Source organism: Herbaspirillum sp. WGmk3 (assembly GCF_023952535.1).
GTDB classification, from domain to species: Bacteria; Pseudomonadota; Gammaproteobacteria; order Burkholderiales; family Burkholderiaceae_D; genus Herbaspirillum; species Herbaspirillum huttiense.
In genome coordinates this window covers 456,864-475,455 of sequence record NZ_JAKYWT010000003.1, presented here as the reverse complement: position 1 = coordinate 475,455, position 18,592 = coordinate 456,864, and the positions used below count along the sequence as shown (strand labels likewise).

The following is an 18,592-nucleotide window of genomic DNA, read 5'->3' as shown; positions in this document are numbered from 1 at the left end:
GAGATGGAAGCTAGAAACAACAGGAGGAGACTATGAAAGAAGTTGACATGCTGATCAACGGCCAGCGCCGTCCAGCCACTGGCGGTGCTTGCTTCGAGCGGCGCAACCCGCTCGATGAGAGCGTTGCCTCGCGGGCACCGGCGGCGACCGTCGCGGATGCACATTCTGCCGTTCGCGCTGCTGCTGAGGCTTTCCCTGCTTGGGCAGCGATGGGCCCCGGAGAACGCCGCGGCCTGCTTGCCCGTGCGGCCGATGCGCTGCAAGCCCGCGCAGACGCCTTTGCGGAGGCCATGGCCTCCGAGACCGGTGCGTCTCATCACTGGGCCGCTTTCAACGTTCATCTGGCCGCCGACGGCCTGCGCGAAGCCGCAGCGATGACGACCCAGATCGCGGGGCAGCTCATTCCCTCCGATGTCCCTGGCAACCTCGCCATGGGTGTGCGCCAGGCGGCCGGTGTCGTATTGGGCATCGCCCCTTGGAATGCTCCCGTCATCCTGGGCGTGCGTGCCGTCGCACTTCCGCTGGCCTGCGGCAATACCGTGATCTTCAAGGGATCTGAAATCTGCCCGGCGACGCATGGCCTCATCATTGACGCATTCCAGGACGCCGGATTGCCACCTGGCGTGGTGAACTTCATCACCAACGCACCGGAAGATGCCGGAAAAATTGTTGAAGCCATCATCGCCGATCCGGCAGTGCGACGTGTCAACTTTACGGGCTCCACGCGCGTAGGCCGCATCATCGCCGGCCAATGCGCCAAGCACCTCAAGCCTTCCGTACTGGAGCTGGGGGGCAAGGCACCTTTCATCGTGCTGCACGATGCGGACATCGAGGCCGCCGTGCAGGCAGCGGCCTTCGGCGCCTTCGCCAATTCCGGACAGATCTGCATGTCCACCGAGCGCATCATCGTCGACGAACGTGTGGCCGATGACTTTGTCGCCCGCCTGGTCGCCAAAGCGCGTAGCCTTCCGCTGGGTGATCCCCGCCAAGGGCCGGTCGTGCTGGGTTCGGTGGTCGACCTGGCCACCGTGCAGCGCTGCAACGCGCTGATCGATGATGCCCTTGCCAAGGGCGCACGCCTGGTGTGCGGCGGCAAGGCCGAGAGCACGCTCATGCCGGCCACGCTGCTGGACCATGTCACGGCGCAGATGGACATCTATCACGAGGAGTCCTTCGGTCCGGTCAAGCCCATCGTGCGAGTCAAGGATGACGATGCCGCCATTGCATGTGCCAACGACAATGAATATGGCCTCTCGGCCGCACTGTTCAGCCGTGATATCGCCCGCGCACTGAACCTGGTACGCCGTATCGAGTCCGGAATCTGCCACATCAACGGAGCGACCGTGCATGACGAGGCGCATATGCCCTTCGGCGGCGTGAAGTCCAGTGGCTTCGGTCATTTTGGCGGTACCGCCGGGGTGGCCGAATTCACTGATCTGCGATGGATCACGGTTCAAACCTCGCAGCGCCAGTACCCGTTCTGAGAGAGTTCGCTGCACGCGGGGCGGTACGCCGTCCCGCATTGCCAATGACTATAAAAACAATCGCCAATGCGGGCCGGCAATGACCGGACCCGTGCGATACAACCGAGGAGACAGCCATGAAAATGACATCCTGGCACCAGCATCACAAACACGATCCGATCCGCATCAATGCGTTCGCCGCGGCCACCATCGAAGACACGATCCGGGAGCGCACATGAGCACCTACGGGAACGATCAAGCAAAGGTCGTTGACATCGGACGCGTGCTGGATGAAGGGACGTTTACCGGCTTCCAGAAGATGGTGGTCATCCTGGCAGCGCTGTCGATCGTCATGGACGGATTCGACGGGCAGCTGATTGGCTTCGCCATTCCCAGCCTGATCAAGGAGTGGGGCGTCACGCGCAATGCGTTTGCTCCGGCTGTGGCCGCGGGCCTGGTCGGCATGGGCTTGGGAAGCGCCTTTGCCGGCTTGTTTGCAGATCGCTTTGGTCGCCGCCTGGCCATCATTGGCAGTGTCTTCGTGTTCGGGATCGCTACCAGCCTGATCTCGTTTTCTCCGGATATCACCACGATTGCAATTCTGCGGTTTTTCGCCGGCCTCGGAATCGGCGGTGCCCTGCCTGTCTCCACCACGATTACGGCAGAATTCAGCCCGGCCAGGATACGTACCTTGGCCGTCACCGCGACCATCGTCTGCGTTCCCCTGGGAGGAATGTTGGCCGGGCTCTTCGCCAACCTGGTCCTGCCTCACTATGGCTGGCGTGGCCTCTTTTTGCTGGGTGGCATGCTGCCGGTAGCATTTTCGGTACTGCTATGGTTCAGCATTCCGGAGTCGCCACGATATCTGGCACGCCAGCCCGCCCGGTGGGATGAGTTGCGGTCCCTGCTTACGCGCATGTCCCGCACGATCTCCGCGGGGATGCGCTTCACCGACGCGCGTGAACAGGATTCCCAACCCAAGGCAGGATTCGGTGCGCTGTTTACTGAGGGAAGGGCACGCGACACCATTGCCATCTGGCTCGCTTTCTTCATGAACCTGCTGGCCGTCTATAGCGCATTCAGCTGGCTCCCCACGATGCTGGCAGGCGAAGGCCTCAGCCCATCGGTGGCCGCCAATGGCCTCACGGCCTACAACATCGGCGGCGTCTTTGGCGCACTGTTGTGCGCGGTAGTCATCGGCCGCTTCGGTTCGCGTGTTCCCATGCTGCTCTGCTGCCTGGCCGCCGCAGGGACTGCATTTGCGTTGCGCAGCCTGGACGTGAGCAGCCAGACGAGCTTGTTGGTCGCGGGCATCGGCTTGCACGGACTGTTCGTCAACGCCGTCCAATGCACCATGTACGCGCTTTGCGCTTATATCTATCCGACCCAGGTACGCGCGACCGGGACGGCGGGCGCGCTGGCTTTCGGTCGCCTGGGGGCCATCCTCAGTGCATTTGCGGGTGCCATCGTGATCACCCAAGGTGGTGCTTCGGGCTATCTCGCCATGCTGGGAGGGGCGATGCTGTGCGTCTTCGCGACTCTGCTGACGGTGAGCAAGCATATTCCCCGCGCAGCGGCGACCGTTAAACATCAAGAGAAGGAGCAGCAAGCATGAACATTGCCATTGTTGGCGCTGGCGCCATGGGCGGACTATTTGGTGCGCGTCTTGCGTTGAACGGGCAGAAGGTCAGTTTCATCGAAGTCGCGCCCGCTACGATAGCGGCGATCAGCGATAGCGGCCTGGCCTTTTCCGATGACAGTGGCACCCATACGGTAAGAGTCCCGGTAGGCAGGGCTGACTCCTTTGCCGAGCCGTTTGACCTCATCGTGTTCTTTACCAAGAGCCTGCATACCCAAAGCGCAGTACGTAGCATCTCCCATCTTGTGGGCCAGGATACCTGGGCTTTATCCGTGCAGAATGGATTGGGTAATGCGGAAATCATTTCCGAGGTCATTCCGAGCGAGCGCATCATTGTCGGGATGACCAATCTCCCTGCGGATCTCAAGTCTGCGGGGGTGGTGCATAGTCATGGGGAGGGTTATGTCAGGATCTGGACTATGTCGGGCAAGGAGCGGCCGGAAGTCAGCCGAGTGGCGGAGATCTTCAGTGCAGCCGGACTCAATTGCAGTGCTGACCCTCAGGTACGAGCTGCCATCTGGGAAAAGGTCGCTTTCAATGCGGCACTCAATTCGGTGTGCGCGGTCATCGGCTGTACAGTCGGTACGGCCGGATCGACCGAGCAAGGGCGCGCACTGGCGATGCGCATTGCCGCTGAAACGGTGTCGGTAGCTCAGGCGCTCCAGATTCCCGCCCGCATGGCGAAGGTGGAGGAGGCGCTCCTGGATGCCTTCAGGATGCACGTCAACCACAAGCCATCGATGCTGCAGGATATCGAGGCAGGCAGACAGACGGAAATCGATTTCATCAATGGCGCCGTCGCCGATCAGGCGCGCGGCTGTGGGGTTGCGGTTCCTACCGTCACCGCGCTTTACGAGCTGGTCAAGATGAAGCAGGACGCAGTGCTCAATGGGAAATGAAGGCATCAAGAGGCTCCGCCACGGTTTGGTTCTGATGCTGGGACCAGACCGTGGCGAGCGGGAATAGAAAAGGGGGAGATCAGGTCTTTCCCCCTTTCGTCCTCACTCCACCGTCACCGACTTAGCCAAATTCCGCGGCTTATCCACATCAGTCCCCCTCGCCAACGCCGTGTGATACGACAGCAACTGCAACGGCACCACATGCAGAATCGGCGACAGCACGCCATAGTGCTCCGGCATGCGAATCACATGCAGCCCTTCCGCCGAAGTGATACGCGAATCACCATCCGCAAACACATACAGCTGCCCGCCACGCGCACGCACTTCCTGCATGTTGGACTTCAGTTTTTCCACCAGCGCATCATTGGGTGCAATGGTCACCACCGGCATCTGATCCGTCACCAGCGCCAGCGGACCATGCTTCAGTTCACCTGCGGCATAAGCCTCGGCGTGGATGTAGGTGATCTCCTTGAGCTTGAGCGCACCTTCCAGCGCAATCGGATAATGCAGCCCACGCCCCAGGAACAGCGCATTCTCGCGACGCGCAAAGGCCTCGGCCCACGCCACGATGGAGGGCTCCAGCGCCAGCACGCTCTGCAGCGCGGCCGGCAGGTGGCGCATGGCCTTCAGGTGTTCGGCTTCCTGTTCTTCGGTCAGCAGCCCGCGCGTCTGCGCCAGCGCCAGCGTCAACAGGAACAGCGCCGCCAGCTGTGTCGTGAAGGCCTTGGTCGAGGCCACGCCCACTTCCACACCGGCACGCGTGATGTAGGCCAGTTCGCATTCGCGCACCATCGCACTGGTGGCCACGTTGCAGATGGTCAGCGTGTGCTGCATGCCCAAACCACGCGCATGCTTCAACGCAGCCAGCGTATCGGCCGTCTCGCCACTCTGCGAAATGGTCACCACCAGCGACTTCGGATTGGGCACGCTGTCGCGATAACGATATTCGCTGGCGATCTCGACGTTGACCGGGATCTTCGCAATCGACTCCAGCCAGTACTTCGCAGTCAGGCCCGCGTAATAGCTGGTGCCGCAGGCCAGGATCAGGATCGAATCCACTTCCTTGAAGACCTTGTAGGCCTTGTCGCCAAACAGCTCGGGCATGATGCCGACCACGCCTTCGAGCGTGTCGGCAATCGCGCGCGGCTGCTCGAAAATTTCCTTCTGCATGTAATGCTGGTACGGACCCAGTTCCACCGCGCTGGTGTAAGCCTGCACAGTACGCACTTCTCGCTCGGCCGGGCGGCCGGCTGCATCGACGATCCACACCTTCTGCAATTGCAGGTCGACCACGTCGCCTTCTTCCAGATAGATGATCTGGTCAGTGGTACCGGCCAGCGCCATCGCATCCGACGCCACGAAATTCTGTCCTTCGCCCACACCCACGATCAGCGGCGACCCCTGGCGCGCGGCCACCACGCGATGCGGTTCGTCGGCGCAGAAGACGGCAATGGCGTAGGCACCGGTCAGGCGGCGCACGGCTTGCTGCACGGTGTGGAAGAGATCGCCGTCATACATGTGGTCGACCAGGTGGGCGATCACTTCGGTATCGGTCTGGCTCTCGAAGACATAACCGGCAGCCTGCAACTCGGCGCGCAGTTCGTCATGGTTCTCGATGATGCCGTTGTGGACCAGCGCGATGCGGTCGCGCGAAAAGTGCGGGTGCGCATTGTGGGTGGCAGGCGCGCCGTGCGTGGCCCAGCGGGTGTGCGCGATGCCGGTGAAACCGGACAGGCCGCTCTGCGCCACCTGCTGCTGCAGCTCGGCTACCCGCGAGGTGCTGCGCGAACGCTGCAGCTTGCCATCCACATGCAGCGCCACGCCGCAGGAGTCATAGCCACGGTATTCAAGGCGCTTCAGGCCTTCGAGCAGGATGGGAGTGACGTTTTGTTGCGCTACCGCGCCGACGATGCCGCACATGGATTACCTCGCTGGAAAAGATGTGCATGCATCTTAGGCGAGGCATCGTGAAATAAGATTTCTAAAATATCGGTGAAATGAACTAATATTGCTTAGCTATTGGGTGATGAAATAATATTAAATTCAGAGGTGAAATTTGGATTTATATGTCATTCAATCTCGCTCACCCTCACGCAATCTCCGGCAATTTCACAAGCTGACGCAGGTATCCATGAAAACCCCCCTCGATCTGGACGATCTCGACCGCCGCATCCTGCAAGCCCTGCAGAGTGATGCCAGCCAGACCAACCAGGAGCTGGCCGCGCAGGTGCATGCCTCGCCGCCGACCTGCCTGCGCCGCGTCAAGCGGCTGGTCGATGCCGGCGTGATCGCGCGCCAGGTGGCCTTGCTGGATCCGGCCCAACTGGCGTCCACGCTCACGGCACTGGTCGAGATCACGCTGGATCGCCAGGGCGAGGAAGAGCAGCAGGCCTTCGAGGCCCTGGTGGCGGGGGAGGCGGCGGTGCAGCAGTGCTATCGGGTCTCGCCGGGGCCGGATTTCGTGCTGGTGGTGCTGGTGCGCGACATGCCGGCTTACCACGCACTGGCGCACCGGCTGTTCGCTTCCCAGCGCAACGTGCGCAATGTGCGCAGCTATTTCTCCATCCACCGCAGCAAGTTCGAGACGGCCATCCCGCTCGGCGCGGCTGCCGACGCACCATGAAAAACGGCCGAAACCTTCAGGTTTCGGCCGTGTTGGCCTGTGGATAAGTCAGGAAGTAGCGTGTTGACGGGCTTTTTCCTTCATATCGCCCTGAAACCACCACCCGAGCTGGAGTTGTCCACAGGGCGCGCGGCCGGAGACGCTTACTTCTTGATCTTGACCGGCCGCTGCCATCCCGCCAGCGACAGCTGCTTGGCGCGCGACAAGGTCAGCTGATCGGCCGGGGCATCCTTGGTCAGCGTGGTACCGGCACCGATGGTGGCCCCCTTGCCCACGCGCACCGGGGCGACCAGCTGGGTGTCGCTGCCGATGAAGGCGCCGTCTTCGATGATGGTGCGGAATTTGTTGGCACCGTCGTAGTTGCAGGTGATCACGCCCGCCCCGACGTTGACGCCGCTGCCCACATCCGCATCGCCCACATAGGCCAGGTGATTGGCCTTGCTGCCTACGCCCACGTTGCTGTTCTTGACCTCGACGAAGTTGCCGATGTGCACATCCTGCGCGAGTTCGGTGCCGGGCCGCAGGCGTGCGTAAGGACCGATCTGGCCGCCCGCGCCGACCACGGCGTCGTCGATGTGGGTGAAGGGCTTGATGGCCACGCCGGCACCGATGCGCGCATTGCGGATCACGCAGTGGGCACCGATGCTGCTGCCTTCGCCAATGCTGACCTGGCCTTCGAAAACGCAATTGACGTCGATGCTCACATCGCGCCCGCATTCCAGCGAGCCGCGTACATCGATGCGCGCCGGGTCGGCCAGCGTGACGCCCTTCTCCAGCAGGCCATGAGCGATGTTGCGCTGGTGCACGCGCTCCAGCTCGGCCAGTTGCACCTTGCTGTTCACGCCCAGGGTTTCGGCCACGTCATCGGGCTGGGCCGAGATGACTTCCACACCATCGGCCACGGCGGCCGCGATCACGTCGGTCAGGTAGTACTCGCCCTGCGCGTTGTTGTTGGAGAGCTTCGCAAGCCACTGGCGCAGGCGCGCCGTGGGCGCGACGATGATGCCGGTGTTGACTTCGCGGATGGCACGTTCGGCCTCGCTGGCATCCTTCTGCTCGACGATGCGCTTGATCTGGCCGTCTTCGCGCACGATGCGGCCATAGCCGGTGGGGTTGTCCAGGGTCACGGTCAGCACGCCCAGCTTGTCCTGGCCGGCGGCATCCAGCAGGCGCTGCAGCGAGGCGGCCGTGGTCAGCGGTACATCGCCATACAGCACCAGCGTGGGCGCGCCATCATCGAGATGCGGCACGGCCTGCATGACGGCGTGGCCGGTGCCCAGCTGCGGTTCCTGCAGGGCAAACGACAGGCCCTGGCCGGCGAAAGCCTTGGGCACGGCATCGCCGCCGTGGCCGTAGATCACGCACAGTTGCGTCGGTGCCAGCTGGCGTGCGGTATCGATGACATGGCCCAGCAGGGGTTTGCCGGCGAGCGGATGCAAGACCTTGGGCAGCGCGGATTGCATGCGTTTGCCCATGCCGGCGGCGAGGATGACGATGTTCATGAGTGGCAGCGAAGAGGAGCGAAGAAAAGCCAAAAGTCTAGCACGCGACCCCTGCGCGCCAGCATCCGCATCGCTGCGCATCGTCGCAAAAGAGGAAGTTGAGGGGCCTTTGGCGGTCTACTCCGGTCTTTATGCGCACGGCTCCCCCTTACCATGTCAAGCTGCACAGTCTCGCCCGCGCATTGCGACTGCCCACGTCTGCAGGAGGCCTTAGCGATGCGAGCGGGCAGCCGACTGATGAACTGACAGAACCAATAGAACCAATAGAACCAATAATGACAACCGGTCCGGCCAAGGCCGACCCTTCCTGGAAAGTGCATGAAGATTCTTCTGTTGAACGATGAGTTCTACACCACCGGTGCCAGCACCGCGATGCTGCGTCTGGCCGAGCGCCTGGTGCAGAACCATGAGGTGTCGGTCCTGCCGCGTATCGATGGCCAGGGTGAAGTGCGCAAGCAGTTCGAGGCGATGGGCGTGCCCATCGTCAAGGACCTGGCAGGCGATCCCGACGTGATCGTGTCCAACTGCATCCTCTCGGGGGCGCTGGTGGGGGAGATGGCGCCACGCTGTCCGGTGATCTGGTGGATCCACGAAGCCGAGATCGGACGCGACCTGCTGCTGCGCTATCCCAACATGGCACAGGGTTTCAAGAGCGCTTCGCACATCGTCTTCCAGACCGAATTCCAGCGCCTGGTCTATGGCAGCTTCCTGTTCGACAGCCCGGCTATGGTGCACGTGCTGCCGTTCTGGAACGACGCCATCTACCGCCAGCAAGACCTGCAACCCAAGCCCAAGGACAAGAAGCGCATCGTCTGCATCGGCACCATCGAGCCGCGCAAGCGCATGGAAGACACCATCATGGCCGTCAATGCCATGAGCAGCGACCAGCGTGCGGGCATCGAGGTGGTCTTCATCGGCAAGTACCTGCAGCTGGGCGAGGGCGCGCGCAAGCTCTCCGAAGCACTGCCGGAACGCTATCGTTTCCTGGGCGAGCAGCCCAACGAGGAGGCCCTGCGTTACCTGGCCTCGGCCGATGCCTACGTGCTGGCCAGCTCCAGCGAATCACAGCCGCTGACCATCTGGGAATCCTTCGAACTGGATGTGCCGGTCTGCCTCTCCGATCTGGAGACCTATCGCCACATCGGTCTCAAGCATGGCGTCAACGCCCTGATGCATCCGGTCGGCAACATCGATCTGCTGTGCTCGAACCTGCAGACGGTGCTGCACAACGAGGATGTGCGCCGCCGCGTCACGCGTGCCGGCAAGAGCCTGCTGCTGAAGAATCTCACGCGGGAATGGTCGGACGAATTCGAACGCCTGATCCTGCGTACCCAGACCATGGCTGAAATCAGAAAGATGGGATATTGAACAAAGCCCTCGCCGGAGCAGATCCGGCGGGGGCTAGTCCCTTGCGGACTTAGTTCAGGCTTTGATAGAAGGCAATCTGGTTTTCCGAGAGCGTGCGCAGGTCCTCGTTGTTGAGGTAACCCGCGTACCACTGCGCCGTCAGTTCCAGCGCGGTGTAGAGCTCCATCTTCGGAATCCAGTCCAGGCGCTGGCGCACCTTGGAAATATCCAGGCGCAGCAGGGCAGCTTCGTGCGGTCCGTTGGCCTGGGTCTCCAGGCGCACTTCCACCTGGCCCGCGTCATTCTTCTGCAGCGAATGATTGAAGGTGGCGCACAGCTGGCTCACGGTCTGCAGGTCGGTATCGGCCGGCCCGAAATTCCATCCTTCGGCGAACGCACCGCCCTGCTCGTAGAGCAGCTGGGCAATCTGCAGGTAGCCCGACAGCGGCTCCAGCACGAACTGCCACGGGCGTACCGCGTGCGGATTGCGGATCACGACCGGCTCTTCCTTTTCCAGGGCGCGCACGAAATCGGGAATCAGGCGATCGGCTGCGAAGTCGCCGCCACCGATCACGTTGCCGGCGCGCACGCTGGCGATGCCGACGGTGTTGTCGGGATTGCTGGCAAAGAAGGAGCGGCGATAGGCGGAAGTCACCAGTTCAGCGGCGCCCTTGCTGCTGCTGTAGGGATCGTGGCCGCCCATGGGATCGTCTTCGCGATAGCCCCACAGCCACTCGCGGTTTTCGTAGCACTTGTCGCTGGTGACCACCACCACCGAACGCACGCTGGGCGTATGGCGCACGGCTTCCAGCAGGTGCACGGTGCCCATGACATTGGTGGCGTAGGTATCGACCGGCGTGGCATAGGAGTCGCGCACCAGCGGCTGGGCCGCCAGGTGGAACACCACATCGGGTTGCACGGCAGCCAGCGTCTCGGCCAGGTGCTGCGGATCGCGCACGTCGCCGATGGTGGTCTGCACGCAGTTCTGCAAGCGCGCCAGATGGAACAGGCTGGGATTGGTCGGTGCCGGCAACGCGTAGCCGCTCACCTTGGCCCCCATCAGGTGCAGCCACAGGGTCAGCCAGCTTCCCTTGAAGCCGGTGTGACCGGTGATGAAAACGCGCTTGTCGCGCCAAAAGTTAGCCATCAGGCAGCCTCATACACGGTATGGCAGAGAGTCGTTCGGGGTGCAGAGGCATGACGGCGGCAAGCCGTTCAATCACGCGGATGGCGATACCACGCAGGCCGGCCGTGACACTGGCCGAAACCACGTTTCCCTGCGAAACCACGACTGCATGGTTATGTTTTTTCTTTCCCTGGCAAAGCGGCCTCGCGGCACGCCATTGCGATGGGACAGATTAGAACATGCGTGTTTTCGCCTTCAAGCGTGGAAGAGGAGGGTATTTGATGCCCAATCCCCGACTATAGCCATATGACAACAAAAATTTACTTTTGCATCGGCCTGCGGGAATCGGCAATGGGCGCGAAAGCCGCGCCACAAGGGCATTTCCTGCGGATGAGGTGGAACGCAGTGTCTCGCCGGACTAAGGTTTTGCGAGACGCCACAATGAGCCGCAGCGTCTCGTGTGCTCAGACCAGATTGATGACGGACTGGCCCTGGTCCAGTTTGTCGTCGCGGTCGAACAGGGTATCGCCCTGCGCTTCCTTGCCGGCCCCGGCGGTGAAATGCGTGAAGTCGAACAGGCTGCGGTCCAGCATGTGGGACGGCGTGATGTTGGCCATGGCCGTGAACATGCTCTTGATCCACAAGGGATTGGTCTTTTCCCACTGGTTGAGCATCTCGCGCATGGCCTGGCGCTGCAGGTTGGGCTGCGAGCCGCACAGGTTGCAGGGGATGATGGGGAATTCCATGGCGGCCGCGTACTTCTTGATGTCCGGCTCGCGCACGTAGGCCAGCGGGCGGATCACCACGTTCTCGCCATCGTCGGCGATCAGCTTGGGCGGCATGGTCTTGATCTTGCCGCCGTAGAACATGTTGAGCATGAAGGTGTGCAGGATGTCATCGCGGTGATGGCCCAGCGCGATCTTGGTCGCACCCAGTTCCTTGGCCACCCGATACAGGATGCCGCGGCGCAGGCGCGAGCACAGCGAGCAGGTGGTTTTGCCCGGGGCGATCTTTTCCTTGACGATGCTGTAGGTGTCTTCTTCGACGATGCGATAGGGCACGCCGATGCGCTCGAAGTATTCCGGCAGGATGTGCTCGGGGAAGCCGGGCTGCTTCTGGTCCAGGTTGACGGCGATGATCTCGAACTTCACCGGGGCCACCGTCTGCAGGTAGCGCAGCGTGTCCAGCATGGTGTAGCTGTCGGCGCCGCCGGACATGCAGGCCATGATGACGTCGCCGTCGCGGATCATGTCGAAGTCGGCGATGGCGCGGCCGGTCAGGCGGCGGATGTTCTTTTCCAGCAGCTCGAAGCGGCGCGAACCGCGCGCGGTCACTTCAGGCTGGCCACGTTCTTCCTGTTCCTGGGCGGAGGAAGCATCTAGGTCGGCAAGGTCGGACAGTTGCACTGCAGCGGCAATGTCGTTCATGGGGTATTCCTTCAATCGGTAGGCTGTTGCTGCCGGACGAGCAATGTTGCCGCTCCTCCATATCCGGAGGGGACAGGGGCGGAAGGCTGCGTGCGGGCGGAGGACCGGCATTTTCTCATGCAGCGCCGGATCCTGCCATTTCTGCGTGGCTTGCCGCGCGGCAAGCGTCGCATGGATGCCTCATCACGGCCTTTTCAGGGCCTTTTTACGGTTTCATTTTTCGGCTTGCAGCGCGCCCAGTTCGTGCCGCGTGCGGATCTGGCGGATCGCCGCCACCAGAAAATCGATGAAGGCCGCCACCGCCGGCGGCAGCTTGCGGCCGGCCATGGTCTGGACCTGCAGGGTGCGCTGGTGCAGTTCGCTCTCGGCCATCGGCACCAGGGCCATGGCATCTTCCTCGGCGCGTTCCTGCACGGTGAGGAAGCCGCCCAGCGCCACCGTATCCGGCGAGCGGGCGGTGAAGCGGTAGACCGCGCCCAGCGAATGGCTGGTGAAGACCGGTGCGAACAGCAGGCCGCGCATGCCGCAGGCGATGTCGAACAGCTGGCGCACCGTGGAGCCCTGTTCGGGCAGGGCCAGCGGGTAAGGTGAAAGATCGTTCAAGGACAGCAGCTTGCGCGCGGCCAGCGGGTGGTCGCGCCGCATCAATGCGAAGATTGGTCCCGATTCGCGGTAGGCGATGTTGAGCCCTTCCACCGGGCCCAGGCTGTAGGTGACCGAGATGTCGGCCTCGCCATCGATGACCATCTGCGAAGCCTTGGCCGCGCCGACCACGTTGAGCTTGAACTGCATGCCCGGATATTGCTCGCGGAAGTGCGCCATCACGTTGGGCAGCAGATCCCAGGCAAAACCCTCCGAACAGGCCAGCGTGACCACGCTCTGGCCGACGGCGTGCAGCCCCTTCACTTCTGCCATCACCTGTTCCACCTCCAGCAGGTTGCGCCGCGCGAAAGCCATCAGCACTTCACCGGCGGGCGTGAGCACCATGCCGCGCGCGCGGCGCTCGAACAGCGGCACGCCGGTTTCTTCTTCCATCTTGGCGATCTGGCGGCTCACCGCCGAGACGGCCACGTGCAGCCGTTCGGCGGCAGCCGTCAGGGAGCCGGTGCGGCCGACCTGGTAGAAATAGCGGAGCGCGGTACTTTGCATGGCAGAAATGGCTTTCTGAATTCGGCAATCAATGAAGAGGAACCTTGCAAAGCTGCGCAAGGCCATCCTGGTGCGCGTGGATGAAGATGCACGAAATCACCGCGTTGAAGCGCAATTCATGCACGTTTCTTGGGCTGGAACGCGCTGAAAAACACGATAAATCATTTTGCCAATTTGTGAAAGCAGTGTTTTAAAAATTGACATTGTTGGAAACCATGTCGGCTCCTAGAATCGTCTCCAATGACAGTTCACCCGGAGTCCTCCATGTCCCGCAGCACCGCCCTTCGCCTGGCCGCCGAATATTTCGATTCGGGCCGTTTCCAGCGTGACCTGCAACGCCGCATCGCGCTGCCGACCGAAAGCCAGAACGCCGCACGTGCCGATGAACTGGCCGCCTACCTGCGCGAAGAGATCGCACCGGCGCTGGCCGCACTGGGCTTCGAGACGCAGCAGATTGCCAATCCGGTGGAAGGCGCACCGCCGCTGCTGCTGGCGCGCCGCATCGAATCGGCTGACGCGGTGACGGTGCTCATGTATGGCCACGGCGATGTGGTCAACGGCCAGGAAGGCCGCTGGCAGCAGGACCGTTCGCCCTGGCAGCTGAGCCCGGATGGCGATCGCTGGTACGGTCGCGGTACCGCCGACAACAAGGGCCAGCACAGCATCAACCTGGGCGCGCTGGCCGCCGCCATCGAGGCGGCAGGGGGCAAGCTGGGCTGCAACCTGAAAATGATTTTCGAAATGGGCGAGGAAGTGGGCTCGCCCGGTCTCTACGAGGCCTGCCGCGATCACGCCGATTATCTGGAGGCGGACCTGTTCCTGGCCTCGGATGGCCCGCGTCTGGCGGCGTCCAGCCCGACGCTCTTCCTCGGCTCGCGTGGCGCGCTGCAGTTCAAGCTGGTGCTCGACACCGGCAACGGTGCACACCATGCCGGCAACTGGGGCGGCGTACTGCGCAATCCGGCCACGGTGTTGGCCAATGCAGCGGCCTCGCTGGTGGATGGACGCGGCGTGATCCGCGTGCCGGGTATGCGTCCGCGCAACGTGAGCGAGCGGGTGCGGGCGCTGGTGCGCGACTTTGCGGTGGGCAGCGACGACGGTGATCCGGTACTCGATGCGCATTGGGGCGAGCCCGGCCTGAGCGCTGGCGAGCGTCTGTTCGCCTGGAATACGCTGGAGCTGATCGCTTTCGAGGCCGGCAATGCGCAGCGTCCGGTGGGGGCGATTCCGGCGCGGGCGCAGGCGGTGTTCCAACTGCGCTTCGTGGTCGGCACGGTGTGGGAAGACGTGCAGCAGAGCCTGCGCCGCCATCTCGATGAACACGGCTATGCCGATGTGCAGATCGAGATCCAGGCCGCCGCGCCCGCCACGCGCCTCGATCCCGATGACGCCTGGGTGCGCCTGGCCACCGGTTCCCTGCAGGAGACCAGCGGCAAGCCCGTGACCATCCTGCCCAACCTGGGCGGCACCATCCCCAATCACTGCTTCTCGGAAGCGCTGGGTTTGCCGACGCTCTGGATGCCGCACTCCTATCCTTCCTGCTCGCAGCATGCGCCGGACGAACACCTGCTGGCCCCGGTGGCGCGCGAAGGCCTGCAACTGATGGCGGGCCTGTTGTGGGATATCGGCCAGCAGGGGCGGCAGGTGCGCCAGCAGCGGGCGCAGCCGGCAGTTGCCTGAGTTGAGCCCTTTTTCATTTTCAAGAACGCAAGCCAGCGCAGTCCATCTTCCAACGGGAACACGACCATGAACGCAGCGTCACCCTCGGCAACACCGGAAATTTCTTCAGCAGCAGAAGCCGCCCCCGCGCCCATGTCGGCCGCGCGTACGCGGCGATTGATCGTCGCCTCCTCCATCGGCAATGCGCTGGAGTGGTTCGATTTCGTGGCCTATGGTTTCTTTGCGGTGACCATCTCCAAACTGTTCTTCCCGACAGGCGACGAGACGGTCTCGCTATTGGTAACGTTTGCTACCTTCGGGCTGTCGTATCTGTTCCGTCCGCTGGGGGCGATCCTGCTGGGCTGGTATGGCGACAAGGTCGGCCGCAAGCCGGCGCTGCTGGTCTCGCTGTCGATGACGGTGGCCGGCACCCTGATCTGTACCGTGATCCCCACGTACGAGACTATCGGCGTGGCCGCGCCCATCGGCATCCTGGTGGCGCGTATCCTGCTGGCGTTGTCGGCTGGCGGCGAATTCGGTTCGGCCACGGCCTTGCTGACCGAGACCGGCTCCAAGCGCCGCGCTTTCATGGCCAGCTGGCAATTCTCCAGCCAGGGCGCAGCGGCCCTGATGGCGGCGCTGGCCGGATTCCTGCTGAACCAGTGGCTCACGCCCGAGCAGATCTCCGCCTGGGGCTGGCGCCTGCCGTTCGCCTTCGGCTTGCTGATCGCGCCGGTGGGTCTGTACATCCGCCGTCACATCGATGAAGTACCGATGGCCAAGAAGGCGCAAGTGGCCGGCGAGGACGATGCCAGCTGGGGCCTGCAGGTCACGCGGGTGCTGGTGGCCATGGGCATTCTCTCGGTCTCCACTGCGGCCACTTACCTGATGCTGCTGTACATGCCGACCTATGCCATCAAGCAGCTGCACCTGCCGCAGTCGACCGCGTTTGCGGCGGCCGCCGTGACCGGTGCCATCCTCATGATCGGCGCGCCTTTCATGGGCATGCTGGCCGACCGCGTGGGCCGTGCCCGCATCATGGTGGTGTCCACCGTGCTGACGCTAGCCACCATCTATGGCTCCTTCGTCTGGGTGATTGCCATGCCGACCGTGTGGGTGATGATGGCCATCATGATCTGGGCCGGCATCCTCAAGGCGGTCTATTTCGGTTCGCTGGGGGTGGTGCTGTCGTCGATCTTCCCGCCGGCCACACGGGTGCGCGGCATGGGGATCAGCTATAGCCTGGGAGCAACCCTCTTCGGCGGCTTCACGCCCTTCATGGTGACCTGGCTGGTGGGCAAGACCGGCAATCCGGTGTCGCCCAGCTATTACCTGATGGTTTGCGCCGCGATCAGCCTGTTGTGCGTGAGCATCTACCACTTCCGGCTGAAAAAATACCTGTGAAAAAACGCACAGGGGGCACGCGGGACGGGAATTTTTTCCCGTGCCGCGCTACCATGGCGGTCTTGCCGGACAAGCTGGACTGTGCCGGCATCGGCGTTTACCCACATTGACGAGGTCCTCATGTTTTCGCATCTCCCGCCGTATGCCGGCGATCCCATCCTGAGCCTGATGGAACAATTCCAGCGCGACGAGCGCAGCAACAAGGTCAACCTGAGCATCGGCATCTACACCGATGGCCGTGGCGTGGTGCCGGTGCTGCCCTCCGTGCGCACTGCCTCTGCAGCGGTGGCCGAGACCGGCGCGCCCTACGTCTACCTGCCCATGGAAGGCCATGCCGCCTACCGCCAGGCCGTGGCCAAGCTGCTCTTCGGTGCCGACCTGCCGTCGGCCGAGCACCTGGCCATCGTCCAGACCCTGGGTGGTTCGGGCGCATTGAAGGTCGGTGCCGACCTGATCGCGCGCTTCTTCCCGCAGCCCACCATCTGGCTGCCGGACCCGACCTGGGACAACCACGTCGGCATCTTCGAAGGCGCGGGCTTCAAGACCGAGCGTTATCCCTACTACGATGCCCAGACCAAGGGCCTCAATTTCAACGGCATGCTGGACAAGCTGCAAAGCCTGCCCAAGGGCGCCGTGGTGCTGCTGCACCCGTGCTGCCACAACCCGACCGGCGTCGACCCGACCCGTGCGCAGTGGGAGCAGATCATTGCGGTGGTCGAGCAGCGCGGCCTGCTGCCCTTCTTCGACCTGGCCTACCAGGGCTTTGCCGAAAGTCTGGACGACGACATCTGGCCGGTGCGCGAAGCGGTGCGTCGCCAGATTCCGTTCTTCCTGTCGAACTCCTTCTCCAAGATCTTCTCGCTCTACAGCGAGCGCATCGGTGCCTTGTCGGTGTTCTGCCCGCAGGCCGGCCAGGCGGCCAACGTGCTGGGCCAGCTGAAGCTGACCGTGCGCCGCAACTACTCCAGCCCTGCACGCAATGGTGCGCTGCTGGTGGCGCATGTGCTCAACGACGACAAGCTGGCCACGCAATGGCGTGCCGAAGTCGAGGAGATGCGGGTGCGCGTGCGTGACATGCGCGTCAAGCTGGCATCGCAATTGAAGAGCGCGGTGCCGGACCAGGACTTCTCCTTCCTGCTGCGCCAGAACGGCATGTTCGGCTACACCGGCCTGACCTCGGCCCAGGTCGATCGCCTGCGTGAAGAGTTCAGCGTCTATGCCGTGGGCACCGGCCGCATCTGCGTGGCGGGCCTGAACGACAGCAACGTTGCACGCGTGGCCGAGACCATGGCCGAGGTGCTGCGTGGCTGAAGTGGCAAGCAAGGCCGCCGTGTCGGCGGCCGACCTGCGCCACAAGAGCTATGAAGACGTGCTGGCCCTGGTGGCCGGTACGCTCTTCGTCTCGCTGGCGGTGAACATGTACAGCCAGGTGGGCCTGTTGACCGGCAGCACCGCCGGCCTGGCCTTCCTGACGCATTACCTGACGGGGCTGCCGTTTGGCGTGGTGTTCTTCACCATCAACATCCCGTTCTACTACTTCGCGTTTCGCCGCATGGGCTTGCGCTTCACCGGCAAGACCTTCTGTGCGGTGGCGCTGGTGTCGGGCTTCTCGCTGATGCATCCGCATTTCATCGGTTATGCCAAGCTGGACCTGTTCTACAGCGCGGTGCTGGGTGGACTGTTGATGGGGGTGGGCTTCGTGATGCTGTTCCGCCATGGTGCCAGCCTGGGGGGCATCAATGTGGTGACGCTGTTCCTGCAGGATCGCTACGGCCTGCGCGCCGGCAAGCTGCAGATGGGCGTGGATGTGGTGATCGTGCTGTGCTCGCTGTTCGTGGTGACCCCGCGCGTGTTGCTGGCCTCCATCCTCGGGGCGGTGACGGCCAATCTGGTGATTGCCTTGAATCACCGGGCGGGCAGGTATATGGGAATGTAAGAAGGGCAGGCGGGATCGCCTGGCTGGAATGAATGCCGTTCAGTGCAGACTGGACGGCATTTTTTTTAGTTCTGGGTTAGTTCACACTTGCAACAATCCCGGATCAGGCTCCTGATCCTTGCACGAGAGTCCGCGTGCCTCCATCACGTGCAGCAGGAAGTCGATGGGATCGGGATCATCGATGGCAAAGTGCGCACGTTCGTAATCGGCGATCAGCAGGGTGAGCACATCGAGCTGGTCGGCTTGTTCCGATTGGGCGGGCGCGTCCCACAGGCGTTCTGCTTCGGCCAGCGCGGCGTGGTAATCCTTGCGGGTGCGTATCAGTTTGAATTGCATGCCGTGCTCCTTCCGAGTGCTTCCACATTGAACCGATCTTGCGTTGCGTTTTACGCGCAAGCATCCGAGCCGGCAATCGTCG

The 18,592-nt window shown here is 62.9% G+C and carries 15 protein-coding genes; 9 read left to right on the top strand and 6 right to left on the bottom strand.

The annotated features are described in order from the left end of the window. Positions 1 to 32 precede the first annotated feature (32 nt). The 3 genes from MKD49_RS14165 (at position 33) to MKD49_RS14155 (ending at position 4,001) form a co-directional block, all read left to right on the top strand. The gene (locus tag MKD49_RS14165; RefSeq protein WP_252696589.1) at positions 33 to 1,484 is read left to right on the top strand and encodes an aldehyde dehydrogenase; all 1,452 of its coding nucleotides are present in this window, start codon (positions 33 to 35) and stop codon (positions 1,482 to 1,484) included. Between the two features lie 214 nt (positions 1,485 to 1,698). Further along, positions 1,699 to 3,078, top strand: a complete 1,380-nt coding sequence (locus MKD49_RS14160) for an MFS transporter (RefSeq protein ID WP_252696588.1) — start codon at positions 1,699 to 1,701, stop codon at positions 3,076 to 3,078. Further along, positions 3,075 to 4,001 carry a ketopantoate reductase family protein gene (locus tag MKD49_RS14155; RefSeq protein WP_252696587.1) on the top strand — a complete coding sequence of 309 codons (927 nt, stop codon included), beginning with the start codon at positions 3,075 to 3,077 and terminating at the stop codon, positions 3,999 to 4,001. The genes MKD49_RS14160 and MKD49_RS14155 overlap by 4 nt, the downstream gene beginning before the upstream one ends. 102 nt (positions 4,002 to 4,103) lie before the next feature. Here MKD49_RS14155 and glmS read toward each other — a convergent pair whose 3' ends face one another. Then, positions 4,104 to 5,921 carry a glutamine--fructose-6-phosphate transaminase (isomerizing) gene (gene glmS / locus MKD49_RS14150; protein ID WP_034332249.1) on the bottom strand — a complete coding sequence of 606 codons (1,818 nt, stop codon included), beginning with the start codon at positions 5,919 to 5,921 and terminating at the stop codon, positions 4,104 to 4,106. A gap of 211 nt (positions 5,922 to 6,132) precedes the next feature. Between glmS and MKD49_RS14145 the strand changes: the two genes are divergently transcribed. After that, on the top strand, positions 6,133 to 6,624 hold the full coding sequence (locus tag MKD49_RS14145) for an Lrp/AsnC family transcriptional regulator (RefSeq protein ID WP_034332250.1): 492 nt from the start codon (positions 6,133 to 6,135) through the stop codon (positions 6,622 to 6,624). Between the two features lie 143 nt (positions 6,625 to 6,767). Here MKD49_RS14145 and glmU read toward each other — a convergent pair whose 3' ends face one another. Beyond that, positions 6,768 to 8,126: a bifunctional UDP-N-acetylglucosamine diphosphorylase/glucosamine-1-phosphate N-acetyltransferase GlmU gene (glmU, locus tag MKD49_RS14140; RefSeq protein ID WP_252696586.1), complete on the bottom strand. Its 1,359-nt coding sequence runs from the start codon at positions 8,124 to 8,126 to the stop codon at positions 6,768 to 6,770. A 318-nt stretch (positions 8,127 to 8,444) separates the two neighbouring features. Between glmU and MKD49_RS14135 the strand changes: the two genes are divergently transcribed. Then, on the top strand, positions 8,445 to 9,494 hold the full coding sequence (locus MKD49_RS14135) for a glycosyltransferase family 4 protein (RefSeq protein WP_034332253.1): 1,050 nt from the start codon (positions 8,445 to 8,447) through the stop codon (positions 9,492 to 9,494). 49 nt (positions 9,495 to 9,543) lie between these two features. Here MKD49_RS14135 and rfbG read toward each other — a convergent pair whose 3' ends face one another. The 3 genes from rfbG to MKD49_RS14120 form a co-directional block, all read right to left on the bottom strand. After that, the gene (rfbG, locus tag MKD49_RS14130; protein WP_199725041.1) at positions 9,544 to 10,620 is read right to left on the bottom strand and encodes a CDP-glucose 4,6-dehydratase; all 1,077 of its coding nucleotides are present in this window, start codon (positions 10,618 to 10,620) and stop codon (positions 9,544 to 9,546) included. A 443-nt stretch (positions 10,621 to 11,063) separates the two neighbouring features. After that, positions 11,064 to 12,026: a tRNA 2-thiocytidine(32) synthetase TtcA gene (gene ttcA, locus MKD49_RS14125; protein WP_199900276.1), complete on the bottom strand. Its 963-nt coding sequence runs from the start codon at positions 12,024 to 12,026 to the stop codon at positions 11,064 to 11,066. Positions 12,027 to 12,239: 213 nt separating this feature from the next. Next, a complete protein-coding gene (locus MKD49_RS14120) occupies positions 12,240 to 13,175 on the bottom strand; it encodes a LysR family transcriptional regulator (protein ID WP_039783445.1) in 936 nt (311 codons plus the stop codon). A gap of 264 nt (positions 13,176 to 13,439) precedes the next feature. On the opposite strand from MKD49_RS14120, the gene MKD49_RS14115 reads away from it, so the two are divergent. The 4 genes from MKD49_RS14115 (at position 13,440) to MKD49_RS14100 (ending at position 18,174) form a co-directional block, all read left to right on the top strand. Beyond that, positions 13,440 to 14,855 (top strand): M20 family metallopeptidase, encoded by a 1,416-nt coding sequence (locus MKD49_RS14115; RefSeq protein WP_252696585.1) that lies wholly within the window; start codon positions 13,440 to 13,442, stop codon positions 14,853 to 14,855. Positions 14,856 to 14,921: 66 nt separating this feature from the next. Continuing rightward, positions 14,922 to 16,238 (top strand): MFS transporter, encoded by a 1,317-nt coding sequence (locus MKD49_RS14110; RefSeq protein WP_121040819.1) that lies wholly within the window; start codon positions 14,922 to 14,924, stop codon positions 16,236 to 16,238. A gap of 120 nt (positions 16,239 to 16,358) precedes the next feature. Further along, positions 16,359 to 17,549 carry an amino acid aminotransferase gene (locus tag MKD49_RS14105; RefSeq protein WP_252696584.1) on the top strand — a complete coding sequence of 397 codons (1,191 nt, stop codon included), beginning with the start codon at positions 16,359 to 16,361 and terminating at the stop codon, positions 17,547 to 17,549. After that, entirely contained in the window at positions 17,542 to 18,174 is a 633-nt protein-coding gene (locus tag MKD49_RS14100; RefSeq protein WP_008333023.1) for a YitT family protein, read from the top strand. The genes MKD49_RS14105 and MKD49_RS14100 overlap by 8 nt, the downstream gene beginning before the upstream one ends. Before the next feature lie 81 nt (positions 18,175 to 18,255). Here the strand turns inward: MKD49_RS14100 and MKD49_RS14095 are convergent, their stop codons facing one another. Next, positions 18,256 to 18,510, bottom strand: coding sequence for a type II toxin-antitoxin system HigA family antitoxin (locus tag MKD49_RS14095; RefSeq protein WP_252696583.1), 255 nt, complete (start codon positions 18,508 to 18,510; stop codon positions 18,256 to 18,258). Positions 18,511 to 18,592 lie beyond the last annotated feature (82 nt).